The sequence below is a fragment of the Salinibaculum sp. SYNS191 genome (assembly GCF_037338445.1).
GTDB classification, from domain to species: domain Archaea; phylum Halobacteriota; class Halobacteria; order Halobacteriales; family Haloarculaceae; genus Salinibaculum; species Salinibaculum marinum.
The window spans coordinates 1573988-1589493 of sequence record NZ_CP147838.1; the positions used below are offsets into that span (position 1 = coordinate 1573988).

The following is a 15506-nucleotide window of genomic DNA, read 5'->3' on the forward strand; positions in this document are numbered from 1 at the left end:
GACCTACTCGACCGGTTCCTCGATAGTCGCCCCGCCGGGGTGAACCGCACAGACCTGCGGGTCGTAGCCGGCGTCGGTGAGGCCGGTTCCGAGCGCGAAGACAGTCTCGCCGAGCATCGCCATCGCGGCGGTGCCGCCGGCCTCGCTGACGTCCAGGATGACGTCGCGGACCGCCGGCGTGACGAGTTCGGCCTCGCGGGAGAACTGCCGGGCGGCGCGCATGAACGTCTCCAGGGTCGGCTCGCTGACCACCATCGAGAGCGCGCGGGTGCCGGCGTCGGTGAGGGCGTCGGTCGACCCCGAGAGCACGTCGTCGGTCGCCAGCTGGTCGATAGTGTGGTACTCAACGCGCGAGCGCGCGGGAATACCGTCGAGTTCGTTGTCCTGTGGCCCGCCGGGTTCCAGACGGATGGGGACGCCGCCCCGCTCCTGCGCGACCACGTCGCCGAGGCCGGTGCCGGCCTGGACCTCCGCGCCGTGGGCGATGGTCGTGAGTTCCCGCTCGGAGAGCCGGCGGTCGAAGGCGGCGTTTGCGGCGAGGGCGGTGCCAAGCGCCATCGCGCCGGAGACGCCGAAGCCAGCGCCCAGCGGGAGGTCGGTGGTGCCCCGGACCTGCGCGCGGACCCCCAGCGCGTCGAGGACGCGGTCGACCGCCGCCATCTCGACGGGGTCGCCGTTGAGCGAGACGTGCGGTTCGTCGGCGGCGCGGACGGTCACGGTGACGCCGTCGGTGAGCGCGAGGCCGGCCCCCCGGGAGCCCGCCTTCGTCGGGTCGGGGTCCCGGTCGACGGTGAAGAAGCCGGTGATGTGCCCCGGCACGAAGGCCTGTGCCACGTCGGTCATTGCAGGCCGCTCGGAGGCCGAGGCGCTTAACCCTGGTGTGTTGGCACCCTCGGGGGCGATTTACGGTCGTGGGCGCGCGAGTGGCAGTATGGGACTCGACGAAGACTCACTCGACTACCACAGCCGCGACCCGCCCGGGAAAATCGAGATATCGACGACCAAACCGACCAACACGCAGCGCGACCTGAGCCTGGCGTACTCGCCGGGCGTGGCCGCCCCCTGCCGCGCCATCGACGCGGACCCGGAGGAGGCCTACAGCTACACCGCGAAGGGCAACCTCGTCGGCGTCGTCTCCAACGGCTCGGCCGTTCTGGGGCTGGGCGACATCGGCGCGCAGGCCTCCAAGCCCGTCATGGAGGGCAAGGGCGTCCTCTTCAAGCGCTTCGCCGACATCGACGTCTTCGACGTGGAACTGGACATCGACGACCCGGCGGCCTTCGCCGAGGCCGTCGCCGCGATGGAACCGACCTTCGGCGGCATCAACCTGGAGGACATCGCCGCGCCGGCCTGTTTCGAAATCGAGGAGCGCCTGCGCGAGCGGATGTCGATTCCCGTCTTCCACGACGACCAGCACGGCACCGCCATCATCACCGGCGCGGCCCTGCTGAACGCCGTCGACATCGCCGGCAAGGACATCGAGGACATCGAGGTGACCTTCGCGGGGGCCGGTGCGGCCGCGACGGCGACGGCGAAGTTCTACGTCTCGCTTGGCGTCGACCCGGACAACGTCACGATGTGCGACGAGCACGGCATCCTCTCGGCTGACCGCGACGACCTCACGGAGTACGTCCGGCCGTTCGCCAGCGAGCAGAGCGGCAGCCTCGCCGACGCGATGGCTGGAGCCGACGCCTTCGTCGGGCTGTCGGTCGGCGGCATCGTCTCCCCGGAGATGGTCCGGTCGATGGCCGACGACCCCATCATCTTCGCCATGGCCAATCCCGAACCCGAGATCGGCTACGAGGAGGCCAAGACGGCCCGCGACGACACCGTCATCATGGCGACCGGGCGCTCCGACTACCCCAACCAGGTCAACAACGTGCTCGGCTTCCCCTTCATTTTCCGTGGCGCACTCGACGTGCGTGCGACCGAAATCAACGAGGCGATGAAGGTCGCCGCCGCGGAGGCGCTGGCCGACCTGGCCCGCGAGGACGTCCCCGACGCGGTGCTGAAGGCCTACGAGGACCAGCCGCTGCAGTTCGGCCCGGAGTATATCATCCCGAAGCCGCTGGACTCGCGGGTGCTGTTCGAGGTGACCACGGCCGTCGCGCGGGCCGCGATGGACAGCGGCGCGGCACGCCGTGAACTGGCCCTCGATAGCTACCGCGAGCAACTGGAGGCCCGCCTCGGGAAGTCCCGCGAGATGATGCGCGTCGTCTTGAACCAGGCCAAGCGCGAACCGAAGCGGGTCGTCCTCGCGGAGGGCGACGACGAGAAGATGGTGCGGGCCGCCTACCAGATTGCCGACGAAGGAATCGGCCGGCCGATACTGCTGGGCGACCGCGAGGAGATATGGCAGGCGGCCGAACGGCTGGCGCTGGATTTCGACCCCGAAATCGTCGACCCGGCGCGGGACCGCCTGGACCCCTACGCCGATCGGTTGTACGAACTCCGCCAGCGCAAGGGCGTCACCCGCGCGGAGGCCGGGGACCTCATCCACGACGGCAACTACCTCGGCAGCGTCATGCTGGAGATGGGCGACGCCGACGCGATGCTGACGGGGCTGACCCACCACTACCCTGACGCGTTGCGCCCGCCGCTGCAGGTCGTCGGCACCGCGCCTGACACGAAGTACGCCGCCGGCGTCTACATGCTGACGTTCAAGAACCGCGTCGTCTTCTGTGCCGACACCACCGTCAACCAGGACCCCGGCGCGGACGTGCTGGCGGAGGTGACCCGCCACGCCGCCGACGTGGCCCGGAAGTTCAACGTCGAACCGCGTGCAGCGCTGCTGTCGTACTCGGACTTCGGCAGCGTCGACAACACCGGGACGCGCAAGCCACGGCGGGCGGCCGAGCGCCTGCGGTCGGACCCCGACGTCGACTTCCCCGTCGACGGCGAGATGCAGGCCGACACCGCGCTGGTCGAGGAGATGCTGACCGGCGAGTACGACTTCACCGACCTCGACGCGCCGGCGAACGTGCTGGTCTTCCCGAACCTCGAAGCGGGCAACGTCGGCTACAAACTCCTCCAGCGACTCGGCGGCGCGGAGGCGACGGGCCCGATGCTCGCAGGGATGGACAGGCCGGTCCACGTCCTCCAGCGCGGCGACGAGGTGAAAGACATCGTGAACATGGCCAGCGTCGCCGTCGTGGACGCCCAGGAGGAGTAACGGAGCAGTAGCGCCCCGCCGGTCCGGCGTCCGCCGGGCTGCAGTGGTCACAAGATATTTGCCTGTTTGCATTCTATTACTTCGTAATACATGCCGACAGTCAGCGCGCGGATGCCGGAGGAGGACGAAGCGGAACTGGAGGCGGTGGCCGACCTGCTGGCCGAGGACAAGAGCACGACCATCCGGAAGGCGCTGCGGGAGGGGCTGGCGACGCTGCGGGAGCGCCACGCCGTCGAACGCTACCAGAGCGGCGACGTCTCGGTCAACGAGGCGGCGCGCCTGGCCGGGCTGTCAATCGGCGAGTGGCTGGAACTCGCCCACGAGCGCGGCCTGACCACGCAACTCGACGAGACGGACCTCACCTTCGACGCCGAGCGGGCCGGCGAGCTATGATTCTCGTCGACGCGACGCCGCTGTACGACCTCGGCCAGGTCGGGGAACTCGACCTGCTCGATGCCTTCGAGGGAGACGTGGTAATTCCCGACGCCGTACGCGCCGAGGTGAGCGTCGAGCCCGCCGCGACCAACCTGGAGCGGTTCGTCGAGGAGAACGACGTCGCGGGCGCGGACGAGGAGTGGGAGTCGTTCGTCGACGACGCGCTGGCGTTGCTGGACGCGACCGAGACGACCAGCGACGTGGTGCTGGTGGCCGCGTTGCTCGCCGGGCGTGCGAACGGCGACGACCTGGCGCTCGTCTCGGACGACACGCGCCTCCGTGCGATTGCCGAGGGACTCGGCGCGACGGTGACCGGCACCTTCGGCGTCGTGGTGCGCGCAGCGACCGACGACCTCTATTTCTCGACGGGCCAGGCGAAGCGGGTCGTCCGCCGGACAGACCACCACGGGCTGCAGATGACGGGGACGCTGCGCGAGCGCGCTATCGGGGAAGTCGACGGGTAGGGAGAGACTGGTCCGAAGTTGTTTTACTGTTGTCCTATGGCGTTCTCAGAACTTCTCGCGGCGAGAGACAGCCTGAACCCTCAACCCTACAGCCTGAAAGCCCCCTCGCGCTCGCGGCGGCTGACTCGCTGCGCGCTTCCCTCGCTCCCGGTGGTCGCTCGGTCAGTGCTTGCGTCGTCGGTCGCCGCGACCGCTCGGCCCCTTTCGGTCCCGCCCGTACCGACCACGCACCTCCCCAGCCGACTGCGGTGCTCACTCCGTTGCGCTCCTCGTCCCTCGCACGGCTGCCGTCGCGCACGGGGCGCGACAGCGCGCGCCCACACCAGAAGGTGTCCATCACCAGTGAAAAACGGGAGTCGAGAACCGATACCCTCGTGAGAATTATCCGCCTACGGACTCAGACGTTGTCGATCCCGCGGGAACAGCACCGCCTCGCGGATGTTCTCCAGACCGAGCATCGTCATGATGAGGCGTTCGGCACCGAGCCCCCAGCCGGCGTGGGGCGGCATGCCGTACTTGAACATCTTGGTGTAGTACTCGAAGGCCTCGGGTTCCAGACCCTGCTGTTCGAAGCCCTCGATGAGGTGCTGGTAGCGGTGTTCGCGCTGCCCGCCGGAGACCAGTTCGAGCCGCGGGTGCATCAGGTCGAAGCCGGTCGAGAGTTCGGGGTCGTCGTCGTGGTCCTTGATGTAGAACGGCTTGATCTCGCTGGGCCAGTCCGTGATGAAGTAGTGGCTGCCGACGTCCTCGCCGAGCGCGCGCTCGGCCTCGGTGGACAGGTCGTCGCCCCACACCAGCGGGTCGTCGAGTGCGCCCGTCGCGTTGATGCGCTCGATTGCCTCCTCGTAGGTCAGCCGCGGGAACGCGTCGTCCGGGACGTCGAACTCCTCGGTCATGCCGAGCGCTTCCAGTTCCTCCTGGCAGTTCTCGGCGACGCCCTCGTAGGCGGCGCGGACGATGCCCTCGCAGACGTCCATCGCCTCGGTGTGGTCGAAGAAGGCCGACTCGAAGTCGATGCTGGTGGCCTCGTTGAGGTGCCGGGGCGTGTTGTGCTCCTCGGCGCGGAAGATCGGGCCGATTTCGAAGACCCGCTCCAGGCCGGAGCCGACCATCAGCTGCTTGAACAGCTGTGGGCTCTGGTTCATGAACGCTTCCTCGCCGAAGTAGGTGATGGGGAAGAGCTCGGTTCCGCCCTCGGTCCCGGTGGCGACGATCTTCGGCGTGTTGATCTCCGTGGAGCCGATCGAGCGGAAGTGCTCGCGGACGGCCCGCAGCGCCTCGGCACGAATCTCGAAGATGGCCTTGACCTCGTCCTTGCGGAGGTCGAGCGTGCGGTTGTCCAGACGCGTCGAGAGTTCTGCTTCGACCTTGCCGGAGGGGTCCAGCGGGAGTTCGGCGTCGGCCTCGGCGATGACCTCGATGGATTCGGGCACGACCTCGACGCCCGTCGGGGCGCGGTCCTCCTCCTCGACGGTGCCTTCGACGGAGATGACGCTCTCGCGGTGGACGTCGAGTGCCGTCTCGACCATCTCGTCGTCCATCTCGTCTTTCTCGAATTTGACCTGAATCTTCCCGGTCTTGTCCCGGAGGATGAGGAAGGCGATGCCCCCGAGGTCTCGAATCTCGTGCACCCAGCCGGCGACGGTGACGGCGTCACCGGGGCTGGCGTCGGCAGTATAGGTACGGTCGTCCATGCCCGTTCCTGTGGGTGGCCGGGACTTAAGGACAGCCTTTCAGTACGGCCCGCACACTCACGTGACGAGCCCGACCTCTTTGACGTGTCGCTGCAGTTGCTCCCGGCTCTCGAACTCCCGACCGCAGGCCTCGCATCGGTAGGTCTCGTTGGACGCCATCGTGTGTCAAGGTATGCCACGACACGTCAAGAAGATATCGGGGCCGTGTGCGGACTCCGTCACTCCGGGTCGGGGCGTCAGGGCGGGTCGACGTTCGGCAGGCTCTGACCGACGAGCGTCCGGTGCCCGCGCCGCAGGCGCTCGGAGACGGCCTGCCCCGAGATGTCGAGTTCGTCGGCGATGTCGCTCACAGTCGCCTCGCGCGGGACCTCGAAGTAGCCCAGTTCGTAGCCCACCCGGAGGACCTCCCGCTGTGGCTCGGTCAGGCCTAGACTCCCCGGTTCGGCGTCGTCCGTGTAGACGCGCGTGAGGTCGAACTCGACGCCGACCTCGTCGCACCACTCCCGGACCTCCGACAGCGCCTCCCGGTCGGGGAAGCGGTATCGGTTGTACCACCAGCCGTCGACGTACCGCGCTTCGAGCTGGTCGGCCCCGACCTCGACCCAGACCGAGTAGGTGACGATGTCGGTCTCCTCGGAGATGCGCAGGCGGTAGAGGACCTGCGTCTCCAGTTCGATGTACCGCTCGACGTCCTCGACGGTCGGGTCCGCAGCCATCGCCGACTCGAATCGGTCGAAGTCCTCGCCGGAGACCCAGATGAAGAGGTACGGGCGGTCCGCGTCGGTGCCGACCTCCTGGACGACCTCCAGTTCCACGTCCGGGACCGCGTCGAGAGCCTGCGAGAGGACAAAGCCCGACGACTGGACGCGGAACTCGGCGATAACGCTCATACCGCCCTATCGCAGTCGAGCATTAAGAGTCATGTGTCCGGTCTCAGGCAGGGACCTGCGCCTGCCACTCGCGGAGCTGGTCGGCGGAGACGCCCTGGACCGTGGCGGCGACGTCGTCCGCGTCGGCACCCTGGAGGTCCGACAGCGACTCGATGCCGGCCTCGGCCAGTTTCTCGGCCGTCTTCGCGCCCAGGCCGTCGAGGTCTTCGAGGTCGTCGACCGCCTGCTCGGCCTGGTACTCGTGGTAGTTGCAGATGGGACAGCCCAGTTCCCACGGCTCGTCGCCGCTGTGGACGACCAGTTCCGGCAGGTCGTGCTCCTCGCAGTAGGTGTCGGTAATCTCGATGTCGCCCCGCCGGGGCAGCGGCAGCGAGTAGTCACAGTCGGGGTAGCGCGTACAGCCGACCAGTCGCGACCCGGACCGGAGCTGTTTGATTGCGAGTTCCCCGTCGTGGGTCTCACCGCATTCCGGACACGCGCCGATGACCTCGTCCTCGCTGTCGTCTGCCTCCTCGGCCTTGCAGCGGGGACAGCCGTGGACGAACGTGTCCCGGCCGGCGAGCATCTTGACATGGTGCATCTCGTGGTCATCGCAGACGTCGTCGAGGACGAGCGGCTCGCCGGTGTTGGGCAGCGGGAGCGTGTACCGGCAGTCGGGGAACCCGTCGCACCCGACGAAGTATGAGCCCTGGCGGCTCCGCCGGACGAGCAGGTCCTCGCCGCAGTCGGGGCAGGGACCCAGCCGCCGGTCGGCCTTCAGCGACTCCTGGAGGTGGTCGCCGATAGCCTCGCGCGAGTCGCGCAGTTCCTCGAAGACCTGTTCGAGCATCTCGCGGGACTCTGCGGTGACGTCTTCCAGGTCCGCCTCGCCGTCGGCGATGGCTGCCATGTCCGCTTCGAGCCGCGCGGTCATCTCGTCGCTGACGACGTGGTCGGCGTAGGCCTCTGCAGCCTCGACGACGGCCTCCGCGAGTGCGGTGGGTCGCGGCGGGTCGTTCTCGATGTAGCCGCGGTCGTACAGTTTCTCGATGGTATTGTGTCGCGTGCTCTTTGTCCCAAGTCCAAGTGCCTCCATCTGCTTGATGAGCCGGGACTGGCCGTACCGCCGCGGCGGCTGGGTCTGCTTGGCGTCGAGGTGGACGTCGCTGACCGACAGCTCCTCCCCTTCCGCCACGTCGGGGACGTGGTTCTCGCTGGCGCTCGCGTAGGGGTAGACCTCGTGGTAGCCGGCCTCGACGAGGCGCTTGCCGTTTGCCTTGAGCTGACAGCCCTCGGCCTCGGCGACGACGCGCAGGTGCTCCCAGGTGGCCGCCTCCGCGACCGTCGCGAAGAAGCGCCGGACGACGAGTTCGTATATCTCCCACTCGCTGTCGCTGAGTTCGCCCCGGCCCGGCAGTTCGCCGGTCGGGTGAATGGGCGGGTGGTCGGTGGTCTCCTTGTCGCCCTCCGTCGGCTCGATGTCCTCCAGCGCCAGCAGGGACTCTGCATCCTCGCCGAACTCACTGCTACCCACGAAGGCATCGAGTAGGTCGTCCGGTTCGAGGTCCGCCGGGTAGACCGTGTTGTCCGTCCGCGGGTACGTCAGGTAGCCGGCGGTGTACAGCTCCTCGGCGATGGACATCGCCTGCTGGGCGGAGTAGCCCAGCGACCCGGCGGCGCTGATGAACGCCGTGGTGTTGAACGGCGTCGGCGGGGTGTCCGTCCGCGTCCGGCGGCGGACCGAGGTGACAGTCGCCGCCGTCGCCTGCTGGAGACGCTCGTGGGCCTCGTTCGCGGCGTCCTCGTCCCAGACGCGCTCGGCCTCGGTGCCGTCGTCGTCGTAGAAGTACTGGGCCTCGAAGGCGTCTCCGTCTGACGGAACGCCAGTTCCGTCATGGCTCGTCGAGGTTCCCTCGACGGTGTTTTTCGAGAGGGTAGAGAACAGTTCCCAGTAGTCCTCGGGGTCGAAGGCCTCGATTTCGCGCTCGCGGTCGACGATGAGCTTCAGCGTCGGCGACTGCACGCGGCCGACGGAGATGAAGTCGTCCCCCAGCTGCCGGGCCGACAGTGAGAGAAAGCGCGTCAGGGCCGCCCCCCAGACGAGGTCGATAATCTGGCGGGCCTCGCCGGCCGCAGCCAGGTCGAAGTCCAGGTCGTCGGGGTTGGCGAAGGCCTGCTGGACCTCGTTGTCGGTAATCGAGGAGAAGCGGACCCGCTTGATTGGAACCGTCGTCTCCTCCCGGATGAGTTCGTAGGCCTCCTTCCCGATGAGTTCCCCCTCGCGGTCGTAGTCGGTGGCGATGGTCGCCTCGTCGGCGCGGCGCGCCAGTTCACGGAGGGCCTTCACGATGTTTTCCTTCGTGGGCGATTTGGTGATGTCGGCGTCGATGAGTTCGACGGGCTCGACGTCGCGCCAGTCGGCGTACTCGGGCGGGAAGTCGACGCCGACGACGTGCCCGGAGAGGCCGACGACGCGCTTGTCACCCCAGCGGTAGACGTTGACGCCGTTGCGGCGCTCTGGCTCTGCGGTCCCCTCGCTGAGTATCTCGGCGATACGTCGGGCGGCGTTCTCCTTCTCGGTGATTATCAGTTCCACCGGCGGTCACCTCGGTGTGGCATCTACGCCTCTCTACGCCGGGACTGCCTCTAAAACGTTTCGCCCAATCGACAGACAGCGCGGGTGTGCGAGCGTGTACGACGCGCTCGCGTGCACGCGAGCGGGTGCGCACGAAGGTGCAATGAGTCGACGAAATAGACGCCACGCAACACTACCGACCGGAGTCGGTGGAGCAGTCGGACGGAGTACGGTGTCCTCGACGCCAGGGACCAGCGGCGCCGCTGGCCGGTCGAAATATGCAGAAGGGGGAATGGAGCTGTGGGGAGTCGAGTCTACGCGTCGACGGCGACGAGGGCCTGGTCCGAGGCGTCCTCGATCTGCGCCGCGAGTTCCTCGATCTGGCCTTCGAGTTCCTCGACCTGTTCGGCCAGCTGCTCGACGGCCGCGACCGACTGGTCTTCGAGTTCCTCGTGGGCCTCCAGGAGCATCTCGACCTGCTCGTCGAGGGCTTCGACGTACTCGGCGGCGAGGTCGTCGTAGGAGCCGAAGCCGTCGTCGAGTTCGGCGACGAGGGCGTCGAAGGCTTCCTCGTGGTTGGCGAGCAGTTCGTCGTACTGGTCGTCGACGGCCGCGCGGAACTCCTCAAGAGCCGCCTCGCTGCCGGGGACGTTCGCTTCGACTGCGTCCATGGCGTCGTGGATGGCGCCCTGCTGGAGTTCGACGGCGCGGCGCTGGGCGTCCTCGACGCTCTCGAGGCTATCGACGACGGCGTCGTTGACGCGCTGCTGTGCGTCGAGTACCTGCTGGAACGCCTGCTGGCCCTGTTCGATCGACTTGCGCTGCATTTCGAACGTCGTGGTGACGGGAGTCGTGTAGTCTGCCATTGTTGTTCTACTTCTGTATACCGCCCCCAGGAGTATAAAGATTCCGCTCATTACCATCAGATGGTATCAAATACCATCAGTAGTCAGGGTTCCCACGCGGTGGAGACCAACGGGCTATTGGTCGTCCTCGCCGTAGCGAGCCCATGGACCGGTTCCTGTCGCGGGCACTGCGGCTGCTGGCGGCACAGCTCGTCGTTCTCACCGCGGTCATCCACCTCAGCTGGGGATTGCCGCGCGCGGCCGTCTACCTCGACCCAGCGGCGCTGGAGCTGTACCTCTCGACCAGCGCGTTCCCGGACCCCCGTCCCGTGCTGTTCGTCCTCTCGGGGTCCGCCGTCGCCGTCGGCCTCGTCGCCGCCTGGCGGGGCTACCTGTCGATGGCGCAGGCCTACCGGCTCGGCATCGCGATGATGGCCGTCTACGTCGTCGGCTGGGTCGTCTGGCACACGACCGGCCACGGCCAGTTGCTCTTCGGCGAGGCCGTCACCGGCGTCGGCGGCGGCCACCAGCACCAGGCCGGCCTCGTCGCCACCATCGTCGACCACATCGTCACTCTCCCGCTCGAAGCCGCCTCCAAGAGCGCCGAGGTCGGCGCCATCGCGCTCTTTCTCGCACTTTTGCGCGGCGACCCCGACGTCGCCGACGACGACCGCTTCCCGTGGTAGCACCCGGGCGGACCCGTCGCCAGCCCGCACAAGCGTTACCTGCGGGGCGTGCGATGCTGTCCGTGTGAACACTGCGGACTACCTGGCGCGGCTGGGAGTCGAGCCAGCAGCCGTCGACGACCACTCCGTCGAGACGCTGGCTGAAATCCAGCGCGCACACGTCACCAGCGTCCCCTTCGAGAACCTCGCTATCACCGGCGACCTGCTCGCCGGAGAGGACACCCCGGGCGTCTCGCTCTCGCTGCCGGCGCTCTACGAGAAAATCGTCGAGCGCGAGCGCGGGGGCTTCTGTTACGAACTCAACGGGCTGTTCGGCTGGCTGCTCGCCGAACTCGGCTTCGACGTCGAGCGAATCCCCGCGGCCGTCCTCGACGAGGAGGGCCAGGTCGGGACGCCGGCGAACCACCACACGCTCGTCGTCGACCTCGGCCGGCGCTACGTCGTCGACGTCGGCGTCGCCGTCCCCACGCTCCGTCAGCCGCTCCCGCTGGACGGGACACTCCGCGAGGACAGTGCCGGCGTCGCCTGGCGCGTCGCAGAGAGCGACCGGCCCGACGCCGACTACTGCACGGAGTTTCGCAGCCCCGGCGCCGAGTGGGAGCGCCGCTTCGTCTTCCGCGACCACCCGGTCGCCCTCGACTACTTCGCGGCGAGTTGCCGGTACCTCTCGACCGCTCCCGAGTCGTCGTTCACCAGCGGCCCCTTCGCGACCATCGCCACCGACGCCGGCCACCTGAAACTCAAGCCGGAGACACTCACCGTCATCGAGGGCGGCGAGACCCGTGAACAGTCCCTCGACGACGGCGAGTTCCACGACGTGCTCGAACGGGAGTTCGGGATTTCGCTGGCGTGAGAGAAAAGCAGTCTACTCCAGTTCCGCCCGCAGCAACTGGTTCACGTCGCCGAGGTCGGCGCTGCCCCCCCGTCTCGCTGCCACCTTTTTCTGCGTCGGGTGGGTTCCCTTCGGTCACCACCACTCCTCGAAAAACGTGGGTGAAAAAGGCCGCTCGCTCCCGCTGGTCGCTCGCGGGAATTACTCCAACTCGGCCCGCAGCAACTGGTTCACGTCGCCGGGGTCGGCGCTGCCCCCCCGTCTTCTGCATCACCTGGCCGACGAGGAAGTTTATCGCGCCGCCCTCGCCGCTGTGGTAATCCTCGACAGCGTCGGGGTTCTCCGCGATGGCTTCCTCGACCGCGTCCTGCACCTCGTCGCCGCTGGTCTTGCCCAGGCCCTCCGCCTCGACGATGGTGTCGGGGTCGTCGCCGTCGTCGAGCATCGACCGCAGGACCGTCTCGCGGGCGTTCTTCGCCGTAATCTCGTCGGTCGCGACGAGTTCGACCAGCCGCGTTATCTCGTCTAACCGGTCGTCGACGTCGGTGACGGCCATGTCGCGGTAGTTCAGTTCGCCCAGCAGGTTGTCCGCGACCCACGTTGCCGCGAGGTCGGCGTCGAACTCGCTGGCGACGTTCTCGAAGAAGTCCGCCACCTGCTTCGTCGAGGTGAGTTTGTCCGCCGCCTCGTCGCTGAGACCGTACTCCTCGCGGAAGCGCTTCCGGCGGGCGTCGGGCAGTTCCGGAATCGCGATCTGTTCCTTCCAGTCGGCGACCTCCAGAGCGGGCAGGTCGGCCTCGCGGAAGTAGCGGTAGTCCTTCTCCTCTTCCTTCGAGCGCATCGAGACCGTGATGCCGCGGGCCTCGTCCCAGTGGCGGGTCTCCTGCTCGACCGCGCGGCCCCGCTGGACGGCGTTCTTCTGTCGCTGTGCCTCGTAGGCCAGGGCCTTCTCCGCGCCCTTGTGGCTGGAGATGTTCTTGACCTCCGTGCGGTTGGCGTCGGCCAGCACGTCGGCGTCGATGTGGCCTGCCTCGCCCACTTCGTCGGCGTCGACGACCGAGAGGTTGGCGTCGATGCGGAGGCTGCCGTCGCGCTCGGCGTCGAACACGCCGAGGTACTCCAGCACCTCTTCGAGTTTCGCGAGGAACGAGCGGACCTCGTTCGCGCTGCGGAAGTCGGGTTCCGTGACAATCTCCATCAGCGGCGTGCCGGCGCGGTTGTAGTCGACCAGCGTGTAGTCGGCCGTGTCGATGGAGCCGCCCTTGTGCTGGAGGCTGCCGGGGTCCTCCTCCAGGTGGGCGCGCTCGATGCCGACCGTGCGGCGCTCGCCCTCGACGGCGAACTCCAGTTCCCCCTCCTGGCAGATGGGAGCGTCGTACTGCGTAATCTGGAAGTTCTTCGGCAGGTCGGGGTAGTAGTAGTTCTTCCGGTGAAAGCGGGTGCGCTCGGGGATGTCCGCGTCGATTGCCTTCCCCACCTTGACCGCGGCCTCGACGGCCCCCTCGTTGAGTACGGGGAGAGCGCCGGGGAGTCCGAGACAGACCGGGCAGGTGCGGGTGTTGGGCTCGTCGGCGGGCTCGGTCGAGCAACCGCAGAAAATCTTGGTCGCCGTCTCGAGCTGGACGTGGACCTCCAGCCCGATGACGACCGCCAGCTCGCCGTGGTCCTGTACTTGCGCCATTACCCGCCGTTCGGCGGCTGGTGGCTAAAGACTAACGCACCGTGCCCTGCGGGCGCGTGTGTGGAGACGAAAGTAAAAACGGCAGCAGTCACTGTTCTGCAATCGACGGTATCGTCCGCAGCATCCGCGAGACGAACGGGTGGGGGTCGTACCGGACCGTCTCGCTGCGGCGGTCGTACTCGACGAGACCTGCATCCGCGAGCATCGGGAGGTGGACGTGCGTGAGCGCCACGACGACCTGCTCCGGCGTGTCCAGCCGGTCGTCGACGCCGGTCAGCCGGTCTGCGAGCCACGAGAGGTCGGCGTGGTCGACCTCGCGCTCCGAGAGCGCCCGGAGGAGCTCCCGCCGGACCGGGGCCGCGAGCGCACGGAAGACCCTGTCCAGTTGCTCTGCCTCCGGCGTTCCGGGGACGTGGTGCTCGGGGATGTCGGCGGCCATTGTGATCACCTATCTATAAATTCATCATGAGTGACCTTATTGGTAGCTTCAGTTCCTGCATCGTGAGAATCCAGTCGATGTCGCGCCCGGAGAGTGTCACACGAGAACGTATATCAGTCCGACACCCGTTGGGAAAGCTATGCCAGGAGGGACTCCTCAGACACTGCGACCGTTCCTGTGGCGTGCCGAGCGACTGTACCCGGACACGGAGATCGTCGCCCGGACCCACGACGGAATCACGCGGACGACATACGACGAGTTCGGCGACCGCGTCGGTCGGCTGGCGAACGCGCTGGCCGACGCCGGCGTCGAGGCGGGTGACCGCGTCGGGACCGTCTGCTGGAACCACGACCGCCACTTCGAGACGTACTTCGCCGCGCCGAACATCGGGGCGCAGTTGCACACCATCAACCCGCTGCTCCCGGACGAGCACATCCGGTACATCGTCGAGGACGCCCAGGACCGCGTCCTGTTCGTCGACGAGTTCTTCGCAGAGAAAATCGGGAGCGCCTACGACGAGGACGCCTTCGAGAGCGTCGAGCAGATCGTCGTCATCGGCGACGAGGTGCCGTACCCGGGACTGCCCTTCGGCATCACCTACGAGGGGTTCGTCGAGGACCACGACACCGACTACGACTGGCCGGCGCTTTCCGGCGAGACGCCGGCGGGGATGTGCTACACGTCGGGGACGACGGGCAAGCCCAAGGGCGTCGAGTACACCCAGCAGATGCTCTGGAGTCACACGATGGGCGAACTCACGCAGATGGGGATGAACCTCGCCGACAGCGACGTCGTGATGCCCGTCGTGCCGATGTTCCACGTCAACGCCTGGGGGATGCCCTACGCGACGACGGCCGCCGGCGCGAAACACGTCTATCCCGGGCCGTCGCCGAACCCCGAGGACCTCGTCCGACTCATCGAGGAGGAGGAGGTGACAATCACCGCCGGCGTGCCGACGGTGTGGCTCGGCCTGCTGGAGTACATGGAGGAGAACGAGGTCGACCTCTCCTCGCTGGAGGAAATCTACATCGGCGGCGCGGCCGCCCCCGAGAGCCTCATCCGGAAGTACGACGACCTGGGCGTGACCGTCGTCCACGCGTGGGGCATGACCGAGACGGCGCCCATCGGCTCGACGGCGACGCTGAAGAGTACGCTGCAGGACGTCGACTACGACACCGCGCTGGCAAAGCGGAGCAAGCAGGGGCTGACCCTGCCGGGACTGGAGTTCAAGGTCGTCGACGACGACGGGGAGCGAATCGACTGGGACGGCGAGGACTTCGGCGAACTGCTCATCCGGGGGCCGTGGGTGACCACGGAGTACCACCAGCGCCCCGACGCCAACGAGAGCGACTTCGAGGAGGACCCGGACGGCACGTGGCTCCGGACCGGCGACATCGTGACCGTCGACGAGGACGGGTACATCGACATCGTCGACCGGGCGGACGACGTCATCAAGTCCGGCGGGGAGTGGATATCCTCCCAGGAACTGGAGAACACGATGATGGCCCACGACGACGTAAGCGAGGCGGCGGTCATCGGCGTCCCCCACGAGCGCTACCAGGAGCGCCCGGTCGGGTTCGTCGTCAGGCGCGAGGGTGCCGACATCAGCGACGCGGACCTCGAAGCGGAACTGGGCGAACTCCTCGCCGCGGAGTTCCCCGACTGGTGGGAGCCGGACCGCTACGTGTTCATCGAGGAGGTGCCCAAGACCGCGACCGGGAAGTTCTCGAAGAAGGACCTCCGCGCGGAGTACGGCGACGAGTCGCTGCTGGACGAGGAGTAGCGGGCACCCACCACTGTTTCCTCTCCAGATA

Annotated in this window: 12 protein-coding genes and 1 pseudogene; 6 read left to right on the forward strand and 7 right to left on the reverse strand. The window is 67.6% G+C overall.

What is annotated here, in order from left to right:
• Positions 1 to 3: 3 nt before the first annotated feature.
• Positions 4 to 843, reverse strand: a complete 840-nt coding sequence (locus tag WDJ57_RS08550; RefSeq protein ID WP_338905566.1) for a pantoate kinase — start codon at positions 841 to 843, stop codon at positions 4 to 6.
• 88 nt (positions 844 to 931) lie between these two features.
• On the opposite strand from WDJ57_RS08550, the gene WDJ57_RS08555 reads away from it, so the two are divergent.
• The 3 genes from WDJ57_RS08555 to WDJ57_RS08565 all read left to right on the forward strand — a co-directional run bounded on the left by WDJ57_RS08555 (position 932) and on the right by WDJ57_RS08565 (position 4071).
• Positions 932 to 3172 carry an NADP-dependent malic enzyme gene (locus WDJ57_RS08555; protein ID WP_338905567.1) on the forward strand — a complete coding sequence of 747 codons (2241 nt, stop codon included), beginning with the start codon at positions 932 to 934 and terminating at the stop codon, positions 3170 to 3172.
• 90 nt (positions 3173 to 3262) lie between these two features.
• A complete protein-coding gene (locus WDJ57_RS08560; RefSeq protein WP_338905568.1) occupies positions 3263 to 3565 on the forward strand; it encodes a UPF0175 family protein in 303 nt (100 codons plus the stop codon).
• Complete coding sequence (locus WDJ57_RS08565) at positions 3562 to 4071, forward strand: hypothetical protein (RefSeq protein WP_338905569.1); 510 nt, start codon at positions 3562 to 3564, stop codon at positions 4069 to 4071. The genes WDJ57_RS08560 and WDJ57_RS08565 overlap by 4 nt, the downstream gene beginning before the upstream one ends.
• Positions 4072 to 4460: 389 nt before the next feature.
• Here the strand turns inward: WDJ57_RS08565 and aspS are convergent, their stop codons facing one another.
• The 4 genes from aspS to WDJ57_RS08585 form a co-directional block, all read right to left on the reverse strand.
• The gene (gene aspS / locus WDJ57_RS08570; RefSeq protein ID WP_338905570.1) at positions 4461 to 5765 is read right to left on the reverse strand and encodes an aspartate--tRNA(Asn) ligase; all 1305 of its coding nucleotides are present in this window, start codon (positions 5763 to 5765) and stop codon (positions 4461 to 4463) included.
• 236 nt (positions 5766 to 6001) lie between these two features.
• Complete coding sequence (locus tag WDJ57_RS08575; protein ID WP_338905571.1) at positions 6002 to 6655, reverse strand: helix-turn-helix domain-containing protein; 654 nt, start codon at positions 6653 to 6655, stop codon at positions 6002 to 6004.
• A gap of 43 nt (positions 6656 to 6698) precedes the next feature.
• On the reverse strand, positions 6699 to 9230 hold the full coding sequence (locus tag WDJ57_RS08580; RefSeq protein WP_338905572.1) for a DNA topoisomerase I: 2532 nt from the start codon (positions 9228 to 9230) through the stop codon (positions 6699 to 6701).
• A 293-nt stretch (positions 9231 to 9523) separates the two neighbouring features.
• Complete coding sequence (locus tag WDJ57_RS08585) at positions 9524 to 10075, reverse strand: hypothetical protein (protein ID WP_338905574.1); 552 nt, start codon at positions 10073 to 10075, stop codon at positions 9524 to 9526.
• 143 nt (positions 10076 to 10218) lie between these two features.
• Here WDJ57_RS08585 and WDJ57_RS08590 point away from each other — a divergent pair, with 143 nt between their 5' ends.
• Both WDJ57_RS08590 and WDJ57_RS08595 read left to right on the forward strand, forming a co-directional pair.
• Positions 10219 to 10740: a hypothetical protein gene (locus WDJ57_RS08590; RefSeq protein ID WP_338905577.1), complete on the forward strand. Its 522-nt coding sequence runs from the start codon at positions 10219 to 10221 to the stop codon at positions 10738 to 10740.
• A 64-nt stretch (positions 10741 to 10804) separates the two neighbouring features.
• Complete coding sequence (locus tag WDJ57_RS08595) at positions 10805 to 11593, forward strand: arylamine N-acetyltransferase family protein (protein ID WP_338905579.1); 789 nt, start codon at positions 10805 to 10807, stop codon at positions 11591 to 11593.
• Between the two features lie 180 nt (positions 11594 to 11773).
• Here WDJ57_RS08595 and gatB read toward each other — a convergent pair.
• Positions 11774 to 13253: pseudogene (gene gatB, locus WDJ57_RS08600) on the reverse strand (Asp-tRNA(Asn)/Glu-tRNA(Gln) amidotransferase subunit GatB).
• An 88-nt stretch (positions 13254 to 13341) separates the two neighbouring features.
• Positions 13342 to 13692: an ArsR/SmtB family transcription factor gene (locus tag WDJ57_RS08605; RefSeq protein WP_338905581.1), complete on the reverse strand. Its 351-nt coding sequence runs from the start codon at positions 13690 to 13692 to the stop codon at positions 13342 to 13344.
• Positions 13693 to 13831: 139 nt separating this feature from the next.
• Between WDJ57_RS08605 and WDJ57_RS08610 the strand changes: the two genes are divergently transcribed.
• Entirely contained in the window at positions 13832 to 15475 is a 1644-nt protein-coding gene (locus tag WDJ57_RS08610; protein ID WP_338905582.1) for a long-chain fatty acid--CoA ligase, read from the forward strand.
• The last annotated feature ends 31 nt before the right edge of the window (positions 15476 to 15506 follow it).

Coding starts and splice junctions, on each gene's coding strand:
- WDJ57_RS08610 (WP_338905582.1), top strand. CDS start 13,832: ATGCCAGGAGGGACTCCTCAGACACTGCGACCGTTCCTGTGGCGTGCC.
- WDJ57_RS08555 (WP_338905567.1), top strand. CDS start 932: ATGGGACTCGACGAAGACTCACTCGACTACCACAGCCGCGACCCGCCC.
- WDJ57_RS08560 (WP_338905568.1), top strand. CDS start 3,263: ATGCCGACAGTCAGCGCGCGGATGCCGGAGGAGGACGAAGCGGAACTG.
- WDJ57_RS08575 (WP_338905571.1), bottom strand. CDS start 6,655: ATGAGCGTTATCGCCGAGTTCCGCGTCCAGTCGTCGGGCTTTGTCCTC.
- WDJ57_RS08550 (WP_338905566.1), bottom strand. CDS start 843: ATGACCGACGTGGCACAGGCCTTCGTGCCGGGGCACATCACCGGCTTC.
- WDJ57_RS08605 (WP_338905581.1), bottom strand. CDS start 13,692: ATGGCCGCCGACATCCCCGAGCACCACGTCCCCGGAACGCCGGAGGCA.
- WDJ57_RS08585 (WP_338905574.1), bottom strand. CDS start 10,075: ATGGCAGACTACACGACTCCCGTCACCACGACGTTCGAAATGCAGCGC.
- WDJ57_RS08590 (WP_338905577.1), top strand. CDS start 10,219: ATGGACCGGTTCCTGTCGCGGGCACTGCGGCTGCTGGCGGCACAGCTC.
- aspS (WP_338905570.1), bottom strand. CDS start 5,765: ATGGACGACCGTACCTATACTGCCGACGCCAGCCCCGGTGACGCCGTC.
- WDJ57_RS08565 (WP_338905569.1), top strand. CDS start 3,562: ATGATTCTCGTCGACGCGACGCCGCTGTACGACCTCGGCCAGGTCGGG.